The following is a 17,161-nucleotide window of genomic DNA, read 5'->3' as shown; positions in this document are numbered from 1 at the left end:
CGTTATACTGGATTATCGATGTCAATAAAGGTTACGTCAAAGCCATGATGCTCAGCCAATAATTCACCGAGTGCTTTAATACCATAGCGCTCGGTGGCGTGATGGCCTGCGGCAAAAAAGTCAATCCCTTGCTCTCGAGAGCTATGAATCGTTTGCTCAGATGCCTCACCAGTCAAGTAAGCGTCTATGCCTTGGTTTGCAGCTAAATCAATATACCCTTGCCCACCACCGGTGCACCAAGCAATAGTTTCAATTGGCTCATCACGCACTGAACTAACCAACGGCTCTCGATCTAATACTTTTGCAATTTTTTGTGCGAAATCCTCAGCACTTAGCGGGGTTTTTAATCGCCCTTTTACCGCGACACTATTTGCCATAGGTTCTAAACCTGCGGTCATTTCTAAATCAAGTAATAAAGCAAGTTGTGCGTTATTGCCTATCTCTGGGTGCACATCTAGCGGTAAATGATAGGCAAATAAATTGATATCATGGTTGAGCAGCGACGCTATACGACGTTTTTTCATACCCGTAATGGGGTGTGCTTCCCCTTTCCAAAAATAACCATGGTGAACTAATATTGTATCTGCCCCCTGAGCAATTGCTGCATCTATCAGTGCTTGACTGGCAGTGACACCTGTCACAATTTTTTTAACCTGTTCTCGCCCCTCAATTTGTAATCCATTAGGACAAAAATCTTGGATAGTGTCAGGTTTTAAAATAGTGTTTAATAAGTGGTTAAATTCTCTGCGCTGCATTTTATTATTCCAGATTGGCGTTAAATTCTGTGCAAATTTTGGCGTTTATAGGGCTAAAATGGAAGGAAAATCGCAAAAAATTGAAAAGTAAGTCAAAAATAGGTATAAATAAATATTCTCAATCTGTGTTTACAACGTATAGGGCCTCTGATGAGCAAACTAGACAAAACAGAAGTATTAAATGCCTTTGAAGCAGCATATGAAGCAGCCAATGGTAAGAAACCTGAAATAACCACTAAACCTGGTTGGTACAGCATCGATGGCGGAAAAAACTTACGCCTTGCAGATGTTGCTGAATTAACTGAGCAGTTAACATCAGGCGCGCCGTCTGACAAACCTGCCGCTAAAGCACCGGCTAAAAAAACTAAAACTAAAGCAGCTCCCGCTAAAGCAACTGTTAAAAAAGCACCATTTACGGTTACAACAGCGAATGAAGATGGCTACACAGCCGAAGAGTTTTGGATTGTGTACCTCGCTGAAAAAGATCACGATTGTCGTCTACCTCGCGGCGTAGTGTAAGCTTTTAGTCTATTAAAAAAACCGCTTTTTAAGCGGTTTTTTTATCTGCCACAAATTGTGCAAACTTTTTATTTATACTATTTGAAAATGATCCACACAGCACAATGAATACCGTACCAAACAACACCGGCATCAGCAAAAAGTCCCAACTTTGCCCGCTTAATATAATCAAAATAGGGTTTGCTCCCGCCGCAGGATGAATGGTATCTGTAAGCATCATCGCTGTAATCGCCAAGCCAGTAGCGACTGCAATGCTAACTGGATCAACACCCACAAAATTCACAAAAACAACACCAATTAACGCCGTCAAAAAATGCCCTACAATCACGTTTTTTGCTTTTGCCAGTGGGCTCTGGGGTACGCCAAACACTAACACTGCAGTGGCGCCAAAAGGGGCCATTAACCAAATACCATAATTTCCTAAACTTTCTAAATACGCCAGTACCAATAAAGTCATTGCAGAAAATACACCTGCACAGAGTGCTTTATAAAATGAATAGTTCATAATTATCTCCCAAAGGTAGACCGACCTGTCTACACACAACAATATAGACAAGTCGGTCTACTTGTGTCAAGCTTATATTTTCAGGAGTAAGCATGGATAAACGCACCCATATAATAAATACTGCGCTGGATGCCTTCTATCAAAAAGGCATCCACAGTGTCGGTATTAACGAAATACTCAAACTTGCAAATGTGGCAAAAAAAACCCTTTATAACCATTTTGTAAGTAAAGAAGAGCTGGTATGTGCATGCCTAGAGCTCAGAGATCAACGGTTTAATACATGGCTAAGTAAGCAAATAGTAAACTGTACAACACCACAACACCTTGCCAGGGCATTATTTGCAGCTATCGCAAGTTGGATAGATAATAAAGCGCCTGAGCTTGGTGATTTTAATGGCTGTTTTTTTATTAATACAGCGGCCGAATACCCTCAGTCTGATCACCCAATTGCTAAGCTGTGCGCAGCACATAAACACGCGGTATTAAACCTGCTCATTGACACGCTCAGTCAAACTACGCAATTGCAAAATCAGCCCGCTAAAGCAATCGAGTTGGCGCAATTACTAATGACCCTAAAAGAAGGCATGATCTGCCAAGCCCGCGTCACACATACCACTAATCACTTTTTACAAAGCCCTGAGTTGTTATGTCGATTAATGGATGTACAAGCATAAAAAAGCGGCTAGTGAAGCCGCTTAAGTTATAGTCCAAAAATAAGTTAACTATTACTGCTCAAAGTACAGTTTATCGCGCTGTTTTTGGCCAATCTCATTCATGGTTGCAGCATCAAACAAGCGACCATTGATCATAGTGTAATCTACTTTATCCGTATCACGGATATTGGTCAGCGGATTGCCATTAATCACGATTAAATCGGCAAGCTTGCCAACTTCTAACGAGCCAATATTTTTATCAAGGCCTATGTATTTAGCTGGATCAAGCGTCGCGGCGCGAATTGCCTCAAGAGGTGTCATACCGCCTTGCGCAAACATCCAGATCTCCCAATGCGCGGCAAGCCCTTCTCGCTGGCCATGGGCACCTAAATTCACTACTACCCCTAAATCTTGCAGCTCTTTTGCTACGCGAGCATTATTAAAGTGATTATAGTGGTGATCGGGTGCTTTAACACGACGCATTGAACGCGGAAGCAGTTGATTTTTCGGCACGAATTTACTCAAGCGAGGGTGATTCCACACGTCAGTTTTATCATACCAATAGTTTTCCCCCCAAATACCACCATACGCAACACCTAACGTGGGCGTATATCCCACATCACTTTGCGACCAAAGCTGTTTAATATCATCGTAAATGTTTGCTACGGGTATTGAATGCTCAATACCCGTATGACCATCGACTACCATAGTCAAGTTATGTTGTAATAATGAACCACCTTCTGGCACCACCATCATCTCAAGCTCTCTACCTGCTTCAATTACTTGCTGGCGTTGCTCACGGCGAGGCTGGTTATATGACTTAACACTAAATGCGCCGACTTTCTTTAAACGTTCTAGATGGAATTTAGCATCGTCTAACGAATCGATATGCGAGGTATAACCAGGCATATTGGCGCCATACAAAATAGTGCCGGTTGAGAAAATACGCGGGCCAACAATACTCCCCGCTTTTTGCATTTCGCTGGCTGCAAAAATTTCCGTTGTATCATTTGATGGATCGTGAATAGTGGTGACACCCAACGATAAACCAGCTAAGTTTTTCCAATTTTGCTCAGGAATGATTTCATCACTACCTTGTGAGCCATGTGCATGAGCATCAACAATCCCTGGCATAATGGTTTTACCAGTGACATCAATCACTTTCGCGCCTTTTGGAATGCTCACCTCAGCTGCATTACCAACGGCTTTAATATGCTTACCATCAGTGAGCAGTACGCCATTTTCAATAACTTGCTCACCTTGCATTGTGATTATGCGCGCCCCTGTAAGCGCGATCATGCCTTTGGGTTCAGCCATTTTGCTGGTAAAACCAATATTTTCACCACTTTTAACTTTGAAGTCAGCATCATCTGATTTATTAATATCAAACAAACCCGCTAAGCTAGCGTGGTAAAGCTCAGGGCCTAAGCTCCAATACAGTTTATCGCTATTAGTGCTCCAGCTGATACTCTCACCAGCGCGTACAGATAACTGTTCGATTGGGAATTGGCTGTCTTTAGGGCCTATATTAATAGTTTTACCACTTTGCACTAAAGGAGTAACAAACACTTTAAAGCGCTCTGCAAAGGCTAAGTATTTGCCATCCGGCGATACTCTAAACTCGGTGGCATGCTCAGATTCATATAATTTAGAGATTTTTTTAGAATCCAACTCAATCATGCTCAATGTGGGCTTTGGCCAAGGACTCATTACATAAATGCGATCATTTTCTGCTGCAAATTGTGGCTGATAACCACTTTTAGTAATAAGTTCTGCTTTACCACCTTTGCTACTAACGGCATATATACCCGGGTGCAAAGACCAGTCAGGGTTTAAAATACTACCGCCAGAGGCTTTACGATACACAACAGTTTTACCATCAGGACTAAACGTTGGTTCAACATATTTACCCGGCTCAGAGGTAATATCATCACCGCGACCGCTACGTGCTGATACAACACGAACAGCACCTTGCTCGTTATCATCCCATGTTACGTAAACAATTTTTTTACCATCACGCGAAAACTGTGGAAACAACTCAAAATGGTCGTCCTGCTTTGTTAAACGCTTGATTTTTCCTGATTCTAAATCACGTTTATAAATATGCCCTAATGCTTCAAAAATAGCCGTTTCACCATCAGGCGAAACTTGCACATTACGGAGCATTTTTACGTCAAACTCATCACTGTCAATGTTCTGTGTAAAGCGCACTGCTTTTTGTATTTTCTTACTGGTTTTAACTGCAAATGGCACGGTTTCTACATCGCCATCGCCCACATTCAGCTTGTGGATAGTCCCCCCGGCCCAAAACACCAATTCTTCATTATTAGGCGTCCATGCAATCGTTGGATACACACCATGGATGGCCCACGTTTCTTGCATGTCACGTTCAAGTTTATCGTATAACTTAGTGTGCTTACCGCTGGTTAAGTCATATAAATACAGGCTCGTTTGGAAGTCATCACGCTTAATATACGCCAGTTTTTTTCCATCTGGGGAAGGGGTTGGACGAATTGCACCTCCTACCCCATCAATAATCGTCTCGATCTCACCGGTTTGGCGATCATAACGTTTGATTTTATAAATACCTGCGACAGAATCCTTTGAATAATGGAAAGTTTTCCCCGGTGTAGCATCATGAGAAAAATACACATAACGACCATCAGGTGAAAACATTGGCTCGCCTAAATCTTTTTGGTCATCCGCGCGTTTAGTTAGTTGTACACCTTTACCACCCGCTTTGTGATAAAGCCAGACTTCACCAGCACCGAGTGAACGAGTTGCAGTAAAGTGTTTACGTGCAACTATGTAGTCGCCATCAGGGCTCCAAGCAGGGCTATTGAGTAGACGAAACGTTTCATCAGTCACTGGCGTTTGGTTTTCACCATTTAAATCCATAAACCAGATATTATCGCCACCACCTTGATCTGAGGTAAACGCAATGTGCTTTCCGTCAGGGCTAAACCGTGGCTGCATTTGCCATGCAATATCAGATGTAAGTTGTACCGCAGTGCCACCAGCTAGCGGCATAGTATAAATATCACCCAGCAAATCAAACACGATGGTTTTACCATCAGGGCTGACATCGACATTCATCCACGTGCCTTGTGAGACACTAATGCTCGCATCAAGAAATTGTCCTTGTGGGGCATCTACTTGCCACTTTTCATCATTGTTATCTTGTGCCTGAGCTTGACCATATAAGGCCAATGACACTGCAACAGCCATCGCTGTATGTAGCATTGTTTTCATTACATTCTCGCTTGTTCTTGTTGTTTATTAACCTAAACTCTGGTTAAGAGATTTATTAAGAGTGATTGCAACAAAATCAGCAACAAGTTACCAGTGATATCTGATAAAGCGCAGTTATTTGGCGGTTAATGCCATTTTATCGGGTCAAATTGGTAATAACCGACCAGCAAACTATATATTTCAGGATCGTAATGGCGCAACTCGGCAGGTTTTTCAAGAAAGGTTTCTGTGAGCACGGCAAAAAATTCAGCTTCATTGGTCGCGCCATAACTATGAATAACATGAGGCATGTTATAAGCCACATGAGTTTTTAACTGGTTAAAAGCACGGCTAAAAACACGCCCCCACTGTTGATAATCAGCTTGTTTAGCTAATAACGGTGTGCCCGTTGTTTTCCCTGTTTCTTGATCAAGCTGATGTGCAAATTCATGAAACACTAAATTATGGCCGTCACTTGGCAAGCGGTTCCCTTCTAATACATCATGCCAACTCAGTACTAAAGTGCCGCCTGGCCATGACTCTCCTTGGCGCACTGTATTGTGATAACTCACCAACCCGGCGCTGTCACGTGACGTTTGCGGGGCATAATATGCACTTGGATAAAGCAAAATTTCTTTTACATTTTGGTATAAAGGCCAAGGCTTATTGAGCACTAAAACGCATGCATCAGCAGCAACAATTAACTTCATCGCCTCATTGAGTTTTAAGCCATCGCAGCCGATAAAGCGTTTTTCATTTAAAAACCAGACAATATGGCGCTCTAACTTCTCTCGTTCGCTATCGGTCATTCTTTGGTAAATTGGCATACAACGTAGTAGCAAGGCTTTTTGTTTATCGTCTAAACGGAAGTCTTGATATTTCCTTTGCCACAATCGATTTTGAATGACAGGCCATTGCCAATAAACAACGACAAACGCAATCAGCGCCAGCATTAATAATCCGTTGACCATATGAGTGTCCACTTAAAAGCTATGCTGTATTAATATGTCCATTAGCTGACAAATTCAATTAGTTTACGGTAAATAAAAAGCCGCATATCCATTGAGGAGCTGCGGCTACTTGTAGTTAACCTCTGTTATACACTGCAATTTACAAACAGCAAAGCACTACAATCAACGATACAGTGGCTGCCATGCACAAGTACGATAGCCATTACGTTCAAAGTAGAAACGGTTACAGTTATCGTCATAGTTACTAGTGCCGACATCGATACGATGGCCACTAATGTACTGATTGTGCAATGACACCTGTTGACCGTTATATAACAAAGTGAAATGTACGTGTGGGCCTGACGATTGCCCACCTTCACATAGCGCTTGGTTATAGCTATTAGCATAACGGCCAAGCCATGCACCAGGTTGCACATAATCGCCACTGTTATATTGTAAGTTAGACATATGATAGTAGTTAGTTGAGTAACCACTAGAATGCGTTACACGGATATTACACGATGAAAAACGTGTAACTGTGCCTCCATGAGCCGCTTGTACATAGGGCGTATTACTTCCCCAACCTCCTGAACCATTATTAAAATCAAGTGATGAGTATGGATACCCTGAACCTGTATTGGAGTGGGCTCCACCGCTATACCAGTAACCAGATGGCCAGGGTAGATCCATAGAAAAACTAGCAGCTAGAGCTTGCTGATCAATACTGTGTATCTCATTGTTTGGTGAACGTTGTAATTGGACACTACTATCTGGAAATAAGCTGTCAAAAGTCGCTAAAAAGTCGATTAAATTGCTACTAACATGATTAGCCTTCCCTTTTTCCACAGCCAATTTCTTACGTTTATTAAGCATACTAACCAAAGCTGCTGTTGCAGCAGTACTGCTATTTACGCTCGCCGAATTGGTTATCGCCGTACGCGTAGATTGTGATTCTTTTGCCGTAACTTGGCTTTCTTGCCATTGCTTAAAAGCATAAAACCGCTGACTTAATTTTGTAGTCACATCTTCTACTTGGGCATCAAAACCCTGCTCATCAGATAAACCTGATAAAGGGTTATTGAAATCAGCATCTGGGTTTGAAAGTAACCCACTTTGCTGCTCAATTAAGGCCAAAATAATTTTCGGATTAATACTCGTAAAGCCCGCCCAATGTAAAATAAGTTCTTGTTTATCTTGTAGTGCAGGGGCATATAATGCAAAAAAGTTATCCCAATCTTCATTTAATAAAGCATTATTAAATACAAACTGAGTATCATCAACAGCCAGTAAAGCATTTAATTTTAGTGATTCAATAGACTCGGCTGTAAAGGAAAAATTATCGTGTTTATGACCTTCTGCAAGTACCGCAGGTGAGATACCTAAGACACCTGCGAGTGCGAGGGTAATTATATTATTTTTCATCTTTTGTTCCTTGTATAAATATCAAAAAGATCCCTAACTGGGAACAAAAGGTATAGCATCAAGGTTAAATAAATGTTAATAAAATGTTTTTATGTTTACATTAACATATTTTATGTACCTGATATGGTGTGGCCTGTAGCAGGTTTTCTCAACTAAAAACAAAATGCACAAAAAGCGCACAATTAATAATTGCAAAAAAGCATGCTAAGACTCCGGCTGTTCTGCACTTAAGGTATCTGAAAATATGATCTCTACCCTATTTCGACCAATAGTCTTAGCTTTATATAAAGCCTGATCAGCTTGCGCAAGTAACCGGTCATAATCATTCACAGTCAATGAATCAGCCACACCAAAACTAACGGTTACAGATAGCCCATTGGCAATCGTTGAAAAATCATAGTTTGCAATTTCCAACCGTAATTCGTCACATAATTCCGCGGCTTGCTGCGCTGTTTTATTTGGGAATAATAAGGTAAATTCCTCACCTCCCCATCTAGCAACTTCACTGGCATCACTTTTAACACATTGACTTAACAAATGCGCAACGACACAAATAACCCGATCGCCAATAATATGTGACCACCCGTCATTAATTCGTTTGAAATGATCTATATCCATAATGGCAATAGCCAGAGGTAAAGCTTGCTGTTTAAAATCAGAAAAATTCTCAGCGAGCCAACTATCAAAGGCACGACGATTTGGTAAATCGGTGAGTTGATCATGGGTTGCTTGATGCGCAAAGGCATCTGTTTGCTGCTGAAGATCTCTAGTTTGTTGCTCGACTCGAATTATCAGTTCTTTTTCGATTTTTTTATAATGATAAAGGCGATATTGATATAACCCAAAGGCAAGTAAGAGTAACGTAAAAAACATCACAAGCTTGAAGCCTGTTTGCTGCCAAAAATATGACTGAATAACAAAGTTTATGGTTTTATAGTTATCCTGCCACTGCCCATTCGGGTAGCCTGCTCGTACCATAAAAGTATATTTACCCGGTGCTAAATTCGTATACTCTGTTATTGTTAAGCGTTGACGATTAACCCATTCATTATTATAACCTATTAGTTTTGTTTGAAAGTTAAGCCGTTGCGGCATAATAAAACTCAAGCCAGCATAATGAAATGACAATCGAGCAGTACTTGGCGGTAATACTAATTCTTCATCATATAATATAGGGGTATTTTTACCATCGACGTACAGACTTTCGATCACGGTAGGCAAAGAGATTTGTGAGGCTTGTTTTATACGCTCAGGTACAACTGTGCTTGCTCCTTGGGACGTCGCAAACCAGATACTGCCATCATTATGAAGTGTCGCAGCAGGGTTAGAACCACCGTTTGCTTGAGCACTCAGCATCCCATCGCCTTCATCGTAAAGCTGATACTGTAGTTTTTGACCTTTTATACTGCTAGGATCATTTAGTAACTCATTTACTTGCTGTTGCTTTACTTGAATAATACCGCGATTGCTCGACAGCCAAAATGAATCATCTTGTACAACTAACTGAAACAATTTATCAACGGGTAAACCTTGCTCGCGGCCGAGTATGGCAATTTCACCAGTAATAATATTAAAGCGAATTAATCCTCTATCAGTAGTCATCCACATAAAGTTTTGCTGAGCATAAAAACCAAATGCGTATTCTGCATTAAATTGCTTAGGAAATGCCTGGCCTTTAAACTTTTCTAACTCACCATTAAACATTGCCACACCAACACCTGTGCCCACCCAAATATTGCCACGGCTATCAAGCGCAAGCGCCATAATAAAATCGCCGGGTAAGCCTTGCTCTGTTGTATACTGAACAACAGAACCGTCAGGGTCAATACGTGTTAGTCCAGCAGCAGAGCCTACCCACAGTCGTTGTTCGTTATCAAACAAAAGTGCTCTAATTTCATTACTGAGCAAACCATTATCACGATTAATGACGGGGTAGATTTTTTTATCAACTACACGCATTAAACCACTGGTATAAGTGCCAACCCATACACCCCCTTGGTTATCTTCGGCTAAGCTAAGAATGGATAAAGGGCCTTGCTCAAAAGCTGGGGGGATGGCTACAACGCTATCATTATTGACTCTATTTAAACCTAAGCTACTGCCCACCCACATACTGCCATCTGAATGAGATAATACGCTGCGAACATAATCACCATTTAGTCCGCGTTTTTTCGTCCATGACGAAAATGGTGCTTCTCGTAATCGATATACGCCGCCGTTAGTACCCACCCATATGCTTTTTTCACGGTCTTGCATTAACGATAAAATACGATTTGCTGGTAACCCTGAGTCGGCATCTAGTTGCTCTAAGCCTATTTCACTAAGCCTAAATAATCCTTTATTGATAGTACCAAACCAAATATCATCATGATCATCTTGTAATAAACTAGAGATAGACTCTCCATCTAATTTCGGGTGAATACTTTCAAACATGTCACCCACTAATCGCCACGCGCCTTTTTCTCCAGCAACGATTAGTTGACCTTGCTGAGTTAATAATGCCGAATAAATAGAGCTATGAGGCAAGCCACTACTAGGGGTCACCAATTGAGCTATTTTATTCTCTATCTTATATAAACCATCGCTCGTTGCAGCCCAAATAACACCACGCTTATCTTCTACTAGCCTATACGCACTTAAATTAACTAAAATCGTATGCTCTGGCCCATTATCATAATCACGATATGCAATACCATCGCCTTCTAATGCTAACCACATTTCACCACTGCGGGTCTTTAAAACATAATTAACCATGGCTGACGCATTGTTTTGCACAAGCCATTGTCTATTCTTTAAATGACTTACACCACCGCGCGCTCCTGAAATATACAAACTACCATCTGCTTGCGGGGCTAAACTGCGTAAACCAGAATCAGGTAGATCTGGTATTTCTGAGCGAGTAAATAGCTTAAATTCGCGACCATTAAAACGGGCTAAGCCTTCCCAAGTTGCAATCCATACATAGCCATCATTGGTTTGCGCAACACTATTGATACTATTATGCGGTAACCCCGAACGGGTATTCCATGTTTCAGCAAAATAGTCATTCAGTGGTAAACGTGTTTGCTCAGCAGCTAAACAGCTAAAAGCAACAAAAAAGAAAAAGCAAAGACTGAAATGAATCATTATACTAAACGCCTTTGTAATTATGGCGAGCTAACAACTGAGCATTAACACAAAATTAAATTAATAATGATTTATTAGTAGTTAATTATCATTACATTTGACTGTTCGGTTATTATACTAACATAGTCTTAGTTTTATTTTCATTAACTAAATAACACAATCTGTTTACGTCTAAGCTAAACACATAGCTCATCAATGCACAGTTGCAGTTGCTCAACAAACTTGGCCACATGTAAACCATCCATTAGTGCATGATGTACATCTATAGAAAGCGGCATTTTCCCAGTCTTAGCATTAAACTTACCGAATACTAATTTTGGAATACCGAAATTATCGGTTTGATTAAAAGCATGTGAGAAGCTCATAAAATCTAACCAAGGTAACACTGAAATATGCAGCAAATCCGCCTGTCCTTCAGTGCATGAAAAAGCTTCTGAAAATAACGGCTGTTGTTTTGCAGCTAAACTTACCGCACTGGCATGCTCTTGAAAGTCCGCAAAGCTTGACTGTTGCAATAAATAACTAAACCGAAAAGTATTATCATCTGCAAGTTCAACAACGCTGGCTCGTTGCGTAGCTAACTGCCAAGGCTGGTTATCTATTATACGCAACAGCATCGGCTGATACGTGTTGCTCGCCTGTAACGCAGCATAAATATAAGCATGGAAAAATGAACATTGTTGTACTTTACAGGACTGATAAAGTGCGCCTACATCAAGCTGAACACATACATTGAAATAAGGCTGTGTAAACTCTTTAAACAATGAAAAATGTTGTTGGCGTGGCCAGGTAGTTAAATCAATTGGGATCATTACTTAAAACTAAATAGCTGAGGGTAAACGTATCGTGAGGGATTTATTCACTAAAGTAAAGGCGCGCTATTGCACGCCTTTAGCACAGTTATTATAAACCGTTTTTAATGATTTCTTGTGCCAATTCATCGGCAATTAAATGTGTCGATTTTTGCTCTTTTTCACTGCGTGCAAAAATTTCAGTTAGAGTATCGTAAATACCTTCTACATGTTTATTTGACGCTGCAACGGAATAACCTTCTGGTGCAGTTTCATAATAAACATTAATAATACCACCTGCGTTGATCACATAATCTGGTGCATACAAAATTCCTTTCTCACGAATTATTTCACCGTGACGGGACTCAGCTAATTGGTTATTTGCACAGCCGGCAATGATCGTCGCTTTAATACGAGGAATAGTTACATCATTAATAGTTGCACCCAATGCGCATGGTGCATATACGTCTACATCAAGGTCGTATATTTCATCAATACTTACCGCGGTTGCTGCAAAGTCATTAACTACACGATCAATCGCAGTTTGATTAATATCGGTTACAAATAATTGTGCACCGGCTTCATGCAAGTGTTTACATAACCCGTAAGCGACGGCACCTAGACCTTGTACAGCAACTTTAATTCCAGCTAGATCCTGATGACCACGTTGGTGCTGTAAGGCAGCTTTAATACCTAAAAAAGTACCATAAGCAGTAAATGGTGATGGGTTACCACTTTTACCTTCAAGGCCCAGTACATAGTTAGTTTCTTTATTCATAATGGCAACATCATCACACGTGATGTTTACATCTTCTGCCGAGTAGTAGCTGCCATTTAAACGCTCTAACTGACGGCCAAAGGCACGAAATAGCTGCTCAGATTTAATCTCTTTCGCATTACCAATGATCACTGACTTACCACCACCAAAAGGTAAGCGTGCTACTGCATTTTTATAAGTCATGCCTTTTGATAAACGCAGCGCATCAACTACCGCATCGTCATCACTTGCATAATCCCACATTCTGCAACCACCAACGGCAGGACCTAGATTCGTATTATGTACGGCAATAATTGCTCGAAGGCCTGACTCTTTATCTGCACAAAAAACCACTTGTTCGTGGTTATCAAAGTCAACTTGATTAAACACAGCCACTTTATCTTACTCCGAAATTTGTAACCCGTGAGAGGGTATGCACGCTGAAATTGCCGAGACTTTATCACTTCAAATTGCACCTTACCACTATATGAGATGATAAAACCAATCAAAATAACTAAACATCATAAACACATTAATTACAATAGACTTTATGCATATTTAATTCACGAAAATAAAAAATAGAACCATTTAAATGCAAATTAATAGAAAAATTAAAAATACAGCCTTACGTGAACGTAAAAGGAATGCTTAATGTAAAGTAAAGATTACAATCAAAATTGCAAATATAAACGTTTAAATAGAGGAAGTTATGAGATTGTTGGAGGTATTGACAGTGGTCAGATCTGATATGCGGTATTTAACATTTGCTAAATACCGCATAATAATATTAATGGTTTATTTTAATTTACCGTCTAACTCTTCGATTTTTGCTTTCCAAATCGCAGGGCCCTGAGTGTGTGCGTTAGCACCTTCACTATCAACTGCAACGGTCACTGGCATATCTTCTACTTCAAACTCATAAATAGCTTCCATACCTAGGTCTTCAAACGCCACTACACGCGCTTTTTTGATTGCTTTAGATACTAAGTATGCTGCACCACCTACCGCCATCAAATACACTGACTTATTGTTTTTGATAGATTCAACCGTTGCAGGGCCTCGCTCTGCTTTACCGATCATGCCAATAATGCCTGTTTTTTCTAACATCATATCGGTAAATTTATCCATACGGGTTGCCGTTGTTGGGCCTGCAGGGCCTACAGCTTCATCACGTACCGCATCAACAGGTCCAACGTAGTAGATAAATTTATTATCAAAATCAACGCCCTCAGGTAAACCTTCACCAGAGTTAATCATATCTTGCAAACGTTTATGCGCCGCATCACGACCGGTTAAAATAGTGCCTGACAATAATACTGTCTCGCCCATTTTCCATTCTCGAGTATCTTCTTTGGTTAAGGTATTTAAATCAACGCGACGTGTACCTTCACCAACTTCAAACGTCACTTCTGGCCAATCTTCAAGTTTTGGCGCTTTTAAGTTTGCAGGGCCTGAACCATCAAGAGTAAAGTGAACATGACGAGTCGCCGCACAGTTTGGGATCATAACCACAGGTTTTGATGCTGCGTGCGTGGGTGCAGTTTTGATTTTTACATCAACAACCGTTGTTAAACCACCTAAACCCTGCGCGCCAATACCTAATTTGTTTGCGCGTTCGAAAATGTCTAAACGCATTTTCTCTTCGGTTGTTTCTGCGCCGCGCTCTATTAGCTCATGAATATCAACAGGATCCATTAGTGATTCTTTCGCAAGTACCGCTGCTTTTTCAGCTGTGCCACCAATACCTATACCCAACATGCCCGGCGGACACCAACCAGCCCCCATCGTCGGTAAGGTTTTCTCAACCCATGCAGCTACGTCATCAGATGGGTTTAACATCACCATTTTCGTTTTATTTTCTGAGCCACCGCCTTTAGCAGCAACCATTACTTCAACTTCGCCGCCTGCCACTAAATCAATGTGGACGACTGATGGTGTGTTATCTTTAGTATTTTTACGCGTACCAGCAGGATCGGCAACAATGGATGCGCGTAAAGGGTTGTCTGGGTTTAAATATGCGCGACGTGTTCCTTCATCAACCATTTGTTGTACGGTTAAATCTGTTTTATCCCATTTTACATCCATACCTACTTTCACAAAACAGGTAATAATACCAGTGTCTTGACAAAGTGGGCGCTTCCCTTCAGCCGACATACGCGAGTTAATTAAAATTTGCGCAATGGCATCTTTTGCCGCTTTACTTTGCTCTTTGTTATAGGCTTTTTCGAGTGCTTGAACAAAATCAAGTGGGTGATAAAACGAAATATATTGCAAAGCATCTTCAATGCTATCAATAAAATCTTGCTGACGGATCGTGCTCATTTCAGTTCCTTAGGTTACCTTTACGTATTAATACACGTAACATAAATCAAACCGGTGACGGTGGTTTGTAACGCAATAGGCAACTAAACGCTGCCAAAAAATTTAACTTATGATACCCTCCCAGCCCGTTTCGAGCCAGTTTTTCAGGGTAAAAAATAGATGATAGAGCAACAAAATACCTGTATTCAATTAGACATTTCGCTCAACTGTGTAGAGGTTTTCGCTTATTTTGCTGATCTCCCCTTTGCCGTGTTACTCGATTCCGCTAATAGCGAACATGTAAATAGCCGTTACGATGTTATTGCTATCGCACCGAGCATGCGCTTAGAAGTAAAAAATAATCAAACATATATTGATGGAAAACCCAGCCCAAAAGATTGTTTTGCAGTTATACAAGATGAGCTTGCTAAGCTTGAACACAGTAAACCACGACAAGAACTGCCGTTTACGGGTGGCTGGCTAGGTTATTTTGGCTATGATTTAGGTCGCGTGATTGAGCACCTACCAGAGCAAGCCATCGATGATATTGCTATGCCACAAATGGCGATTGGCTTATATCCAGATGCGTTGATTTACGACAAGCAATGCGGGCATTGGTTTTACGTCGCGCAACCAAGTATAGATAGACAAACCCTGTACCTTGAGCCGCTAAAAACCAAAACACCGGCTTACTCTGAGTTTGCAATAACCCATGACTGGTCATCAAATATGAGTCTTGCTCAATACAGTGATAGATTTGCCAAAATCCAAGCATACTTAACAAGTGGCGACTGCTACCAAATTAACTTAGCACAACGTTTTACGGCACAATATCAAGGTTCGCCGTGGCAAGCTTACTGCACTTTGCGTGACGCCAATAAAGCGCCTTTTTCCAGTTTTATAAATCACCCAGATGGGGCTATTGTGTCTATTTCACCAGAGCGCTTTATTGCGATTAGCCAAGGGCACATAGAAACTAAGCCCATTAAAGGTACTCTACCGCGCTGTACTGATAAAGAAGCTGATGCAGCACAAGCCATTCGGCTACAAAATTCAGCAAAAGATCGCGCCGAAAATGTGATGATTGTTGACTTACTGCGTAACGACTTAGGTAAAGTCGCAAAACCAGGTAGCGTACAAGTACCTTCGTTATTTGCCATTGAAAGCTTTCCGGCAGTACATCATTTAGTGAGTACGGTTACAGCACAATTGGCCGATGACAAAACTGCGGTTGATCAGCTCAAAGCCGCTTTCCCAGGTGGCTCAATCACCGGTGCACCGAAAATACGCGCGATGGAAATTATTGAAGAATTAGAGCCACATCGCCGTAGCGTATATTGTGGTTCCATCGGTTATTTGAGCGCCTGTGGCAATATGGATACCAGTATTACCATTCGCACCTTAGTGTGTCATAACCAACATATTTATTGTTGGGCTGGCGGTGGGATTGTCGCGGATTCTCAAGTGGAGTTGGAATACCAAGAAACTTACGATAAAGTAAATAAAATTCTCCCCTTATTGAAGTAATACTGTGAATACTCAACAACTTTTAGCGCGGTTTCAGTTAAGTGCACCGATTGAAAAAACCGAGCTAAGAAGTAGTAAATTGAGCGCATCGAAACGTGCGAGCGCCGTTATATTGCCGCTAATTGATATTGACCATCAAGCCCACATATTATTGTGTAAACGGCCTATTCACTTAAAACACCACCCTGGGGAAATCTGCTTACCTGGAGGCAAGCATGAGCGAAACGATAAAACACTGCGTGATACCGCTTTACGAGAACTTAAAGAAGAACTGAATATTTCTCCTCAACAAGTCTCAATTAGCGGTAAACTTGCGAACTATTCCACTTTGACAGGCTTTACTATCACTCCCTATGTTGGCTTACTTGCGCCAAACACTCATTGGCAAGCTGATCAGAATGAGGTATCAGCAAGTTTTTTAATCCCTATCAGTCGGCTCATTGATGTAAACAATTGGCAACCATTACCGTTTGAGCGACACGGAGAAATAGTTACTTTACAAGGATTTTCAACTCCTTACGGGCTACTGTGGGGAGCAACGGCCAGCATTATAAAAAACTTTACAAAACAGCTCGCCATACCAGTTTAAATCTGTCTTACAAAAGGTTACAAGGCTAGAATTAC

Annotated in this window: 13 protein-coding genes; 4 read left to right on the top strand and 9 right to left on the bottom strand. The window is 41.1% G+C overall.

All coding sequences use genetic code 11. The features are described from left to right. Window positions 1-2 precede the first annotated feature (2 nt). Window positions 3-755, bottom strand: a complete 753-nt coding sequence (locus tag KAN5_RS03790; protein ID WP_016707526.1) for a Nif3-like dinuclear metal center hexameric protein — start codon at window positions 753-755, stop codon at window positions 3-5. Between the two features lie 150 nt (window positions 756-905). On the opposite strand from KAN5_RS03790, the gene KAN5_RS03785 reads away from it, so the two are divergent. Continuing rightward, window positions 906-1,274 carry a hypothetical protein gene (locus KAN5_RS03785; protein ID WP_016707527.1) on the top strand — a complete coding sequence of 123 codons (369 nt, stop codon included), beginning with the start codon at window positions 906-908 and terminating at the stop codon, window positions 1,272-1,274. A 28-nt stretch (window positions 1,275-1,302) separates the two neighbouring features. Here the strand turns inward: KAN5_RS03785 and KAN5_RS03780 are convergent, their stop codons facing one another. Continuing rightward, a complete protein-coding gene (locus KAN5_RS03780; protein WP_244390529.1) occupies window positions 1,303-1,779 on the bottom strand; it encodes an HPP family protein in 477 nt (158 codons plus the stop codon). A gap of 92 nt (window positions 1,780-1,871) precedes the next feature. Here KAN5_RS03780 and KAN5_RS03775 point away from each other — a divergent pair, with 92 nt between their 5' ends. After that, on the top strand, window positions 1,872-2,453 hold the full coding sequence (locus KAN5_RS03775) for a TetR/AcrR family transcriptional regulator (protein WP_016707529.1): 582 nt from the start codon (window positions 1,872-1,874) through the stop codon (window positions 2,451-2,453). 51 nt (window positions 2,454-2,504) lie between these two features. On the opposite strand, the gene KAN5_RS03770 is transcribed toward KAN5_RS03775, so the two are convergent. The 7 genes from KAN5_RS03770 to KAN5_RS03740 form a co-directional block, all read right to left on the bottom strand. Next, on the bottom strand, window positions 2,505-5,684 hold the full coding sequence (locus tag KAN5_RS03770) for an amidohydrolase family protein (RefSeq protein WP_244390528.1): 3,180 nt from the start codon (window positions 5,682-5,684) through the stop codon (window positions 2,505-2,507). Window positions 5,685-5,809: 125 nt separating this feature from the next. Then, entirely contained in the window at window positions 5,810-6,634 is an 825-nt protein-coding gene (locus KAN5_RS03765; protein WP_138554692.1) for a M90 family metallopeptidase, read from the bottom strand. A 162-nt stretch (window positions 6,635-6,796) separates the two neighbouring features. Beyond that, window positions 6,797-8,035: a M23 family metallopeptidase gene (locus KAN5_RS03760; RefSeq protein WP_016707532.1), complete on the bottom strand. Its 1,239-nt coding sequence runs from the start codon at window positions 8,033-8,035 to the stop codon at window positions 6,797-6,799. 204 nt (window positions 8,036-8,239) lie between these two features. Further along, window positions 8,240-11,161 (bottom strand): ligand-binding sensor domain-containing diguanylate cyclase, encoded by a 2,922-nt coding sequence (locus tag KAN5_RS03755; RefSeq protein WP_244390527.1) that lies wholly within the window; start codon window positions 11,159-11,161, stop codon window positions 8,240-8,242. Window positions 11,162-11,337: 176 nt separating this feature from the next. Continuing rightward, window positions 11,338-11,973 (bottom strand): CatA-like O-acetyltransferase, encoded by a 636-nt coding sequence (locus KAN5_RS03750; RefSeq protein ID WP_016707535.1) that lies wholly within the window; start codon window positions 11,971-11,973, stop codon window positions 11,338-11,340. A gap of 91 nt (window positions 11,974-12,064) precedes the next feature. After that, window positions 12,065-13,105 (bottom strand): Glu/Leu/Phe/Val dehydrogenase, encoded by a 1,041-nt coding sequence (locus tag KAN5_RS03745; RefSeq protein WP_016707536.1) that lies wholly within the window; start codon window positions 13,103-13,105, stop codon window positions 12,065-12,067. Window positions 13,106-13,504: 399 nt separating this feature from the next. Further along, window positions 13,505-15,031, bottom strand: coding sequence for a fumarate hydratase (locus KAN5_RS03740; protein WP_138554697.1), 1,527 nt, complete (start codon window positions 15,029-15,031; stop codon window positions 13,505-13,507). Between the two features lie 159 nt (window positions 15,032-15,190). On the opposite strand from KAN5_RS03740, the gene pabB reads away from it, so the two are divergent. After that, entirely contained in the window at window positions 15,191-16,537 is a 1,347-nt protein-coding gene (pabB, locus tag KAN5_RS03735; protein WP_244390526.1) for an aminodeoxychorismate synthase component I, read from the top strand. 4 nt (window positions 16,538-16,541) lie between these two features. Beyond that, window positions 16,542-17,126, top strand: coding sequence for a CoA pyrophosphatase (locus tag KAN5_RS03730; RefSeq protein WP_016707539.1), 585 nt, complete (start codon window positions 16,542-16,544; stop codon window positions 17,124-17,126). Window positions 17,127-17,161: the final 35 nt, after the last annotated feature.

Origin of the sequence: Pseudoalteromonas sp. KAN5 (assembly GCF_022846535.1) — a bacterium.
Taxonomy (GTDB): Bacteria; Pseudomonadota; Gammaproteobacteria; order Enterobacterales; family Alteromonadaceae; genus Pseudoalteromonas; species Pseudoalteromonas haloplanktis.
This window is presented reverse-complemented; position numbering and strand designations above follow the sequence as displayed.

Excerpts from the sequence above, each read along its gene's own strand:
- KAN5_RS03785 (WP_016707527.1), top strand. The coding sequence starts at position 906 with ATGAGCAAACTAGACAAAACAGAAGTATTAAATGCCTTTGAAGCAGCA.
- KAN5_RS03780 (WP_244390529.1), bottom strand. The coding sequence starts at position 1,779 with ATGAACTATTCATTTTATAAAGCACTCTGTGCAGGTGTATTTTCTGCA.
- KAN5_RS03790 (WP_016707526.1), bottom strand. The coding sequence starts at position 755 with ATGCAGCGCAGAGAATTTAACCACTTATTAAACACTATTTTAAAACCT.
- KAN5_RS03740 (WP_138554697.1), bottom strand. The coding sequence starts at position 15,031 with ATGAGCACGATCCGTCAGCAAGATTTTATTGATAGCATTGAAGATGCT.
- KAN5_RS03750 (WP_016707535.1), bottom strand. The coding sequence starts at position 11,973 with ATGATCCCAATTGATTTAACTACCTGGCCACGCCAACAACATTTTTCA.
- KAN5_RS03770 (WP_244390528.1), bottom strand. The coding sequence starts at position 5,684 with ATGAAAACAATGCTACATACAGCGATGGCTGTTGCAGTGTCATTGGCC.
- KAN5_RS03775 (WP_016707529.1), top strand. The coding sequence starts at position 1,872 with ATGGATAAACGCACCCATATAATAAATACTGCGCTGGATGCCTTCTAT.
- KAN5_RS03760 (WP_016707532.1), bottom strand. The coding sequence starts at position 8,035 with ATGAAAAATAATATAATTACCCTCGCACTCGCAGGTGTCTTAGGTATC.
- KAN5_RS03755 (WP_244390527.1), bottom strand. The coding sequence starts at position 11,161 with ATGATTCATTTCAGTCTTTGCTTTTTCTTTTTTGTTGCTTTTAGCTGT.
- KAN5_RS03765 (WP_138554692.1), bottom strand. The coding sequence starts at position 6,634 with ATGGTCAACGGATTATTAATGCTGGCGCTGATTGCGTTTGTCGTTGTT.
- pabB (WP_244390526.1), top strand. The coding sequence starts at position 15,191 with ATGATAGAGCAACAAAATACCTGTATTCAATTAGACATTTCGCTCAAC.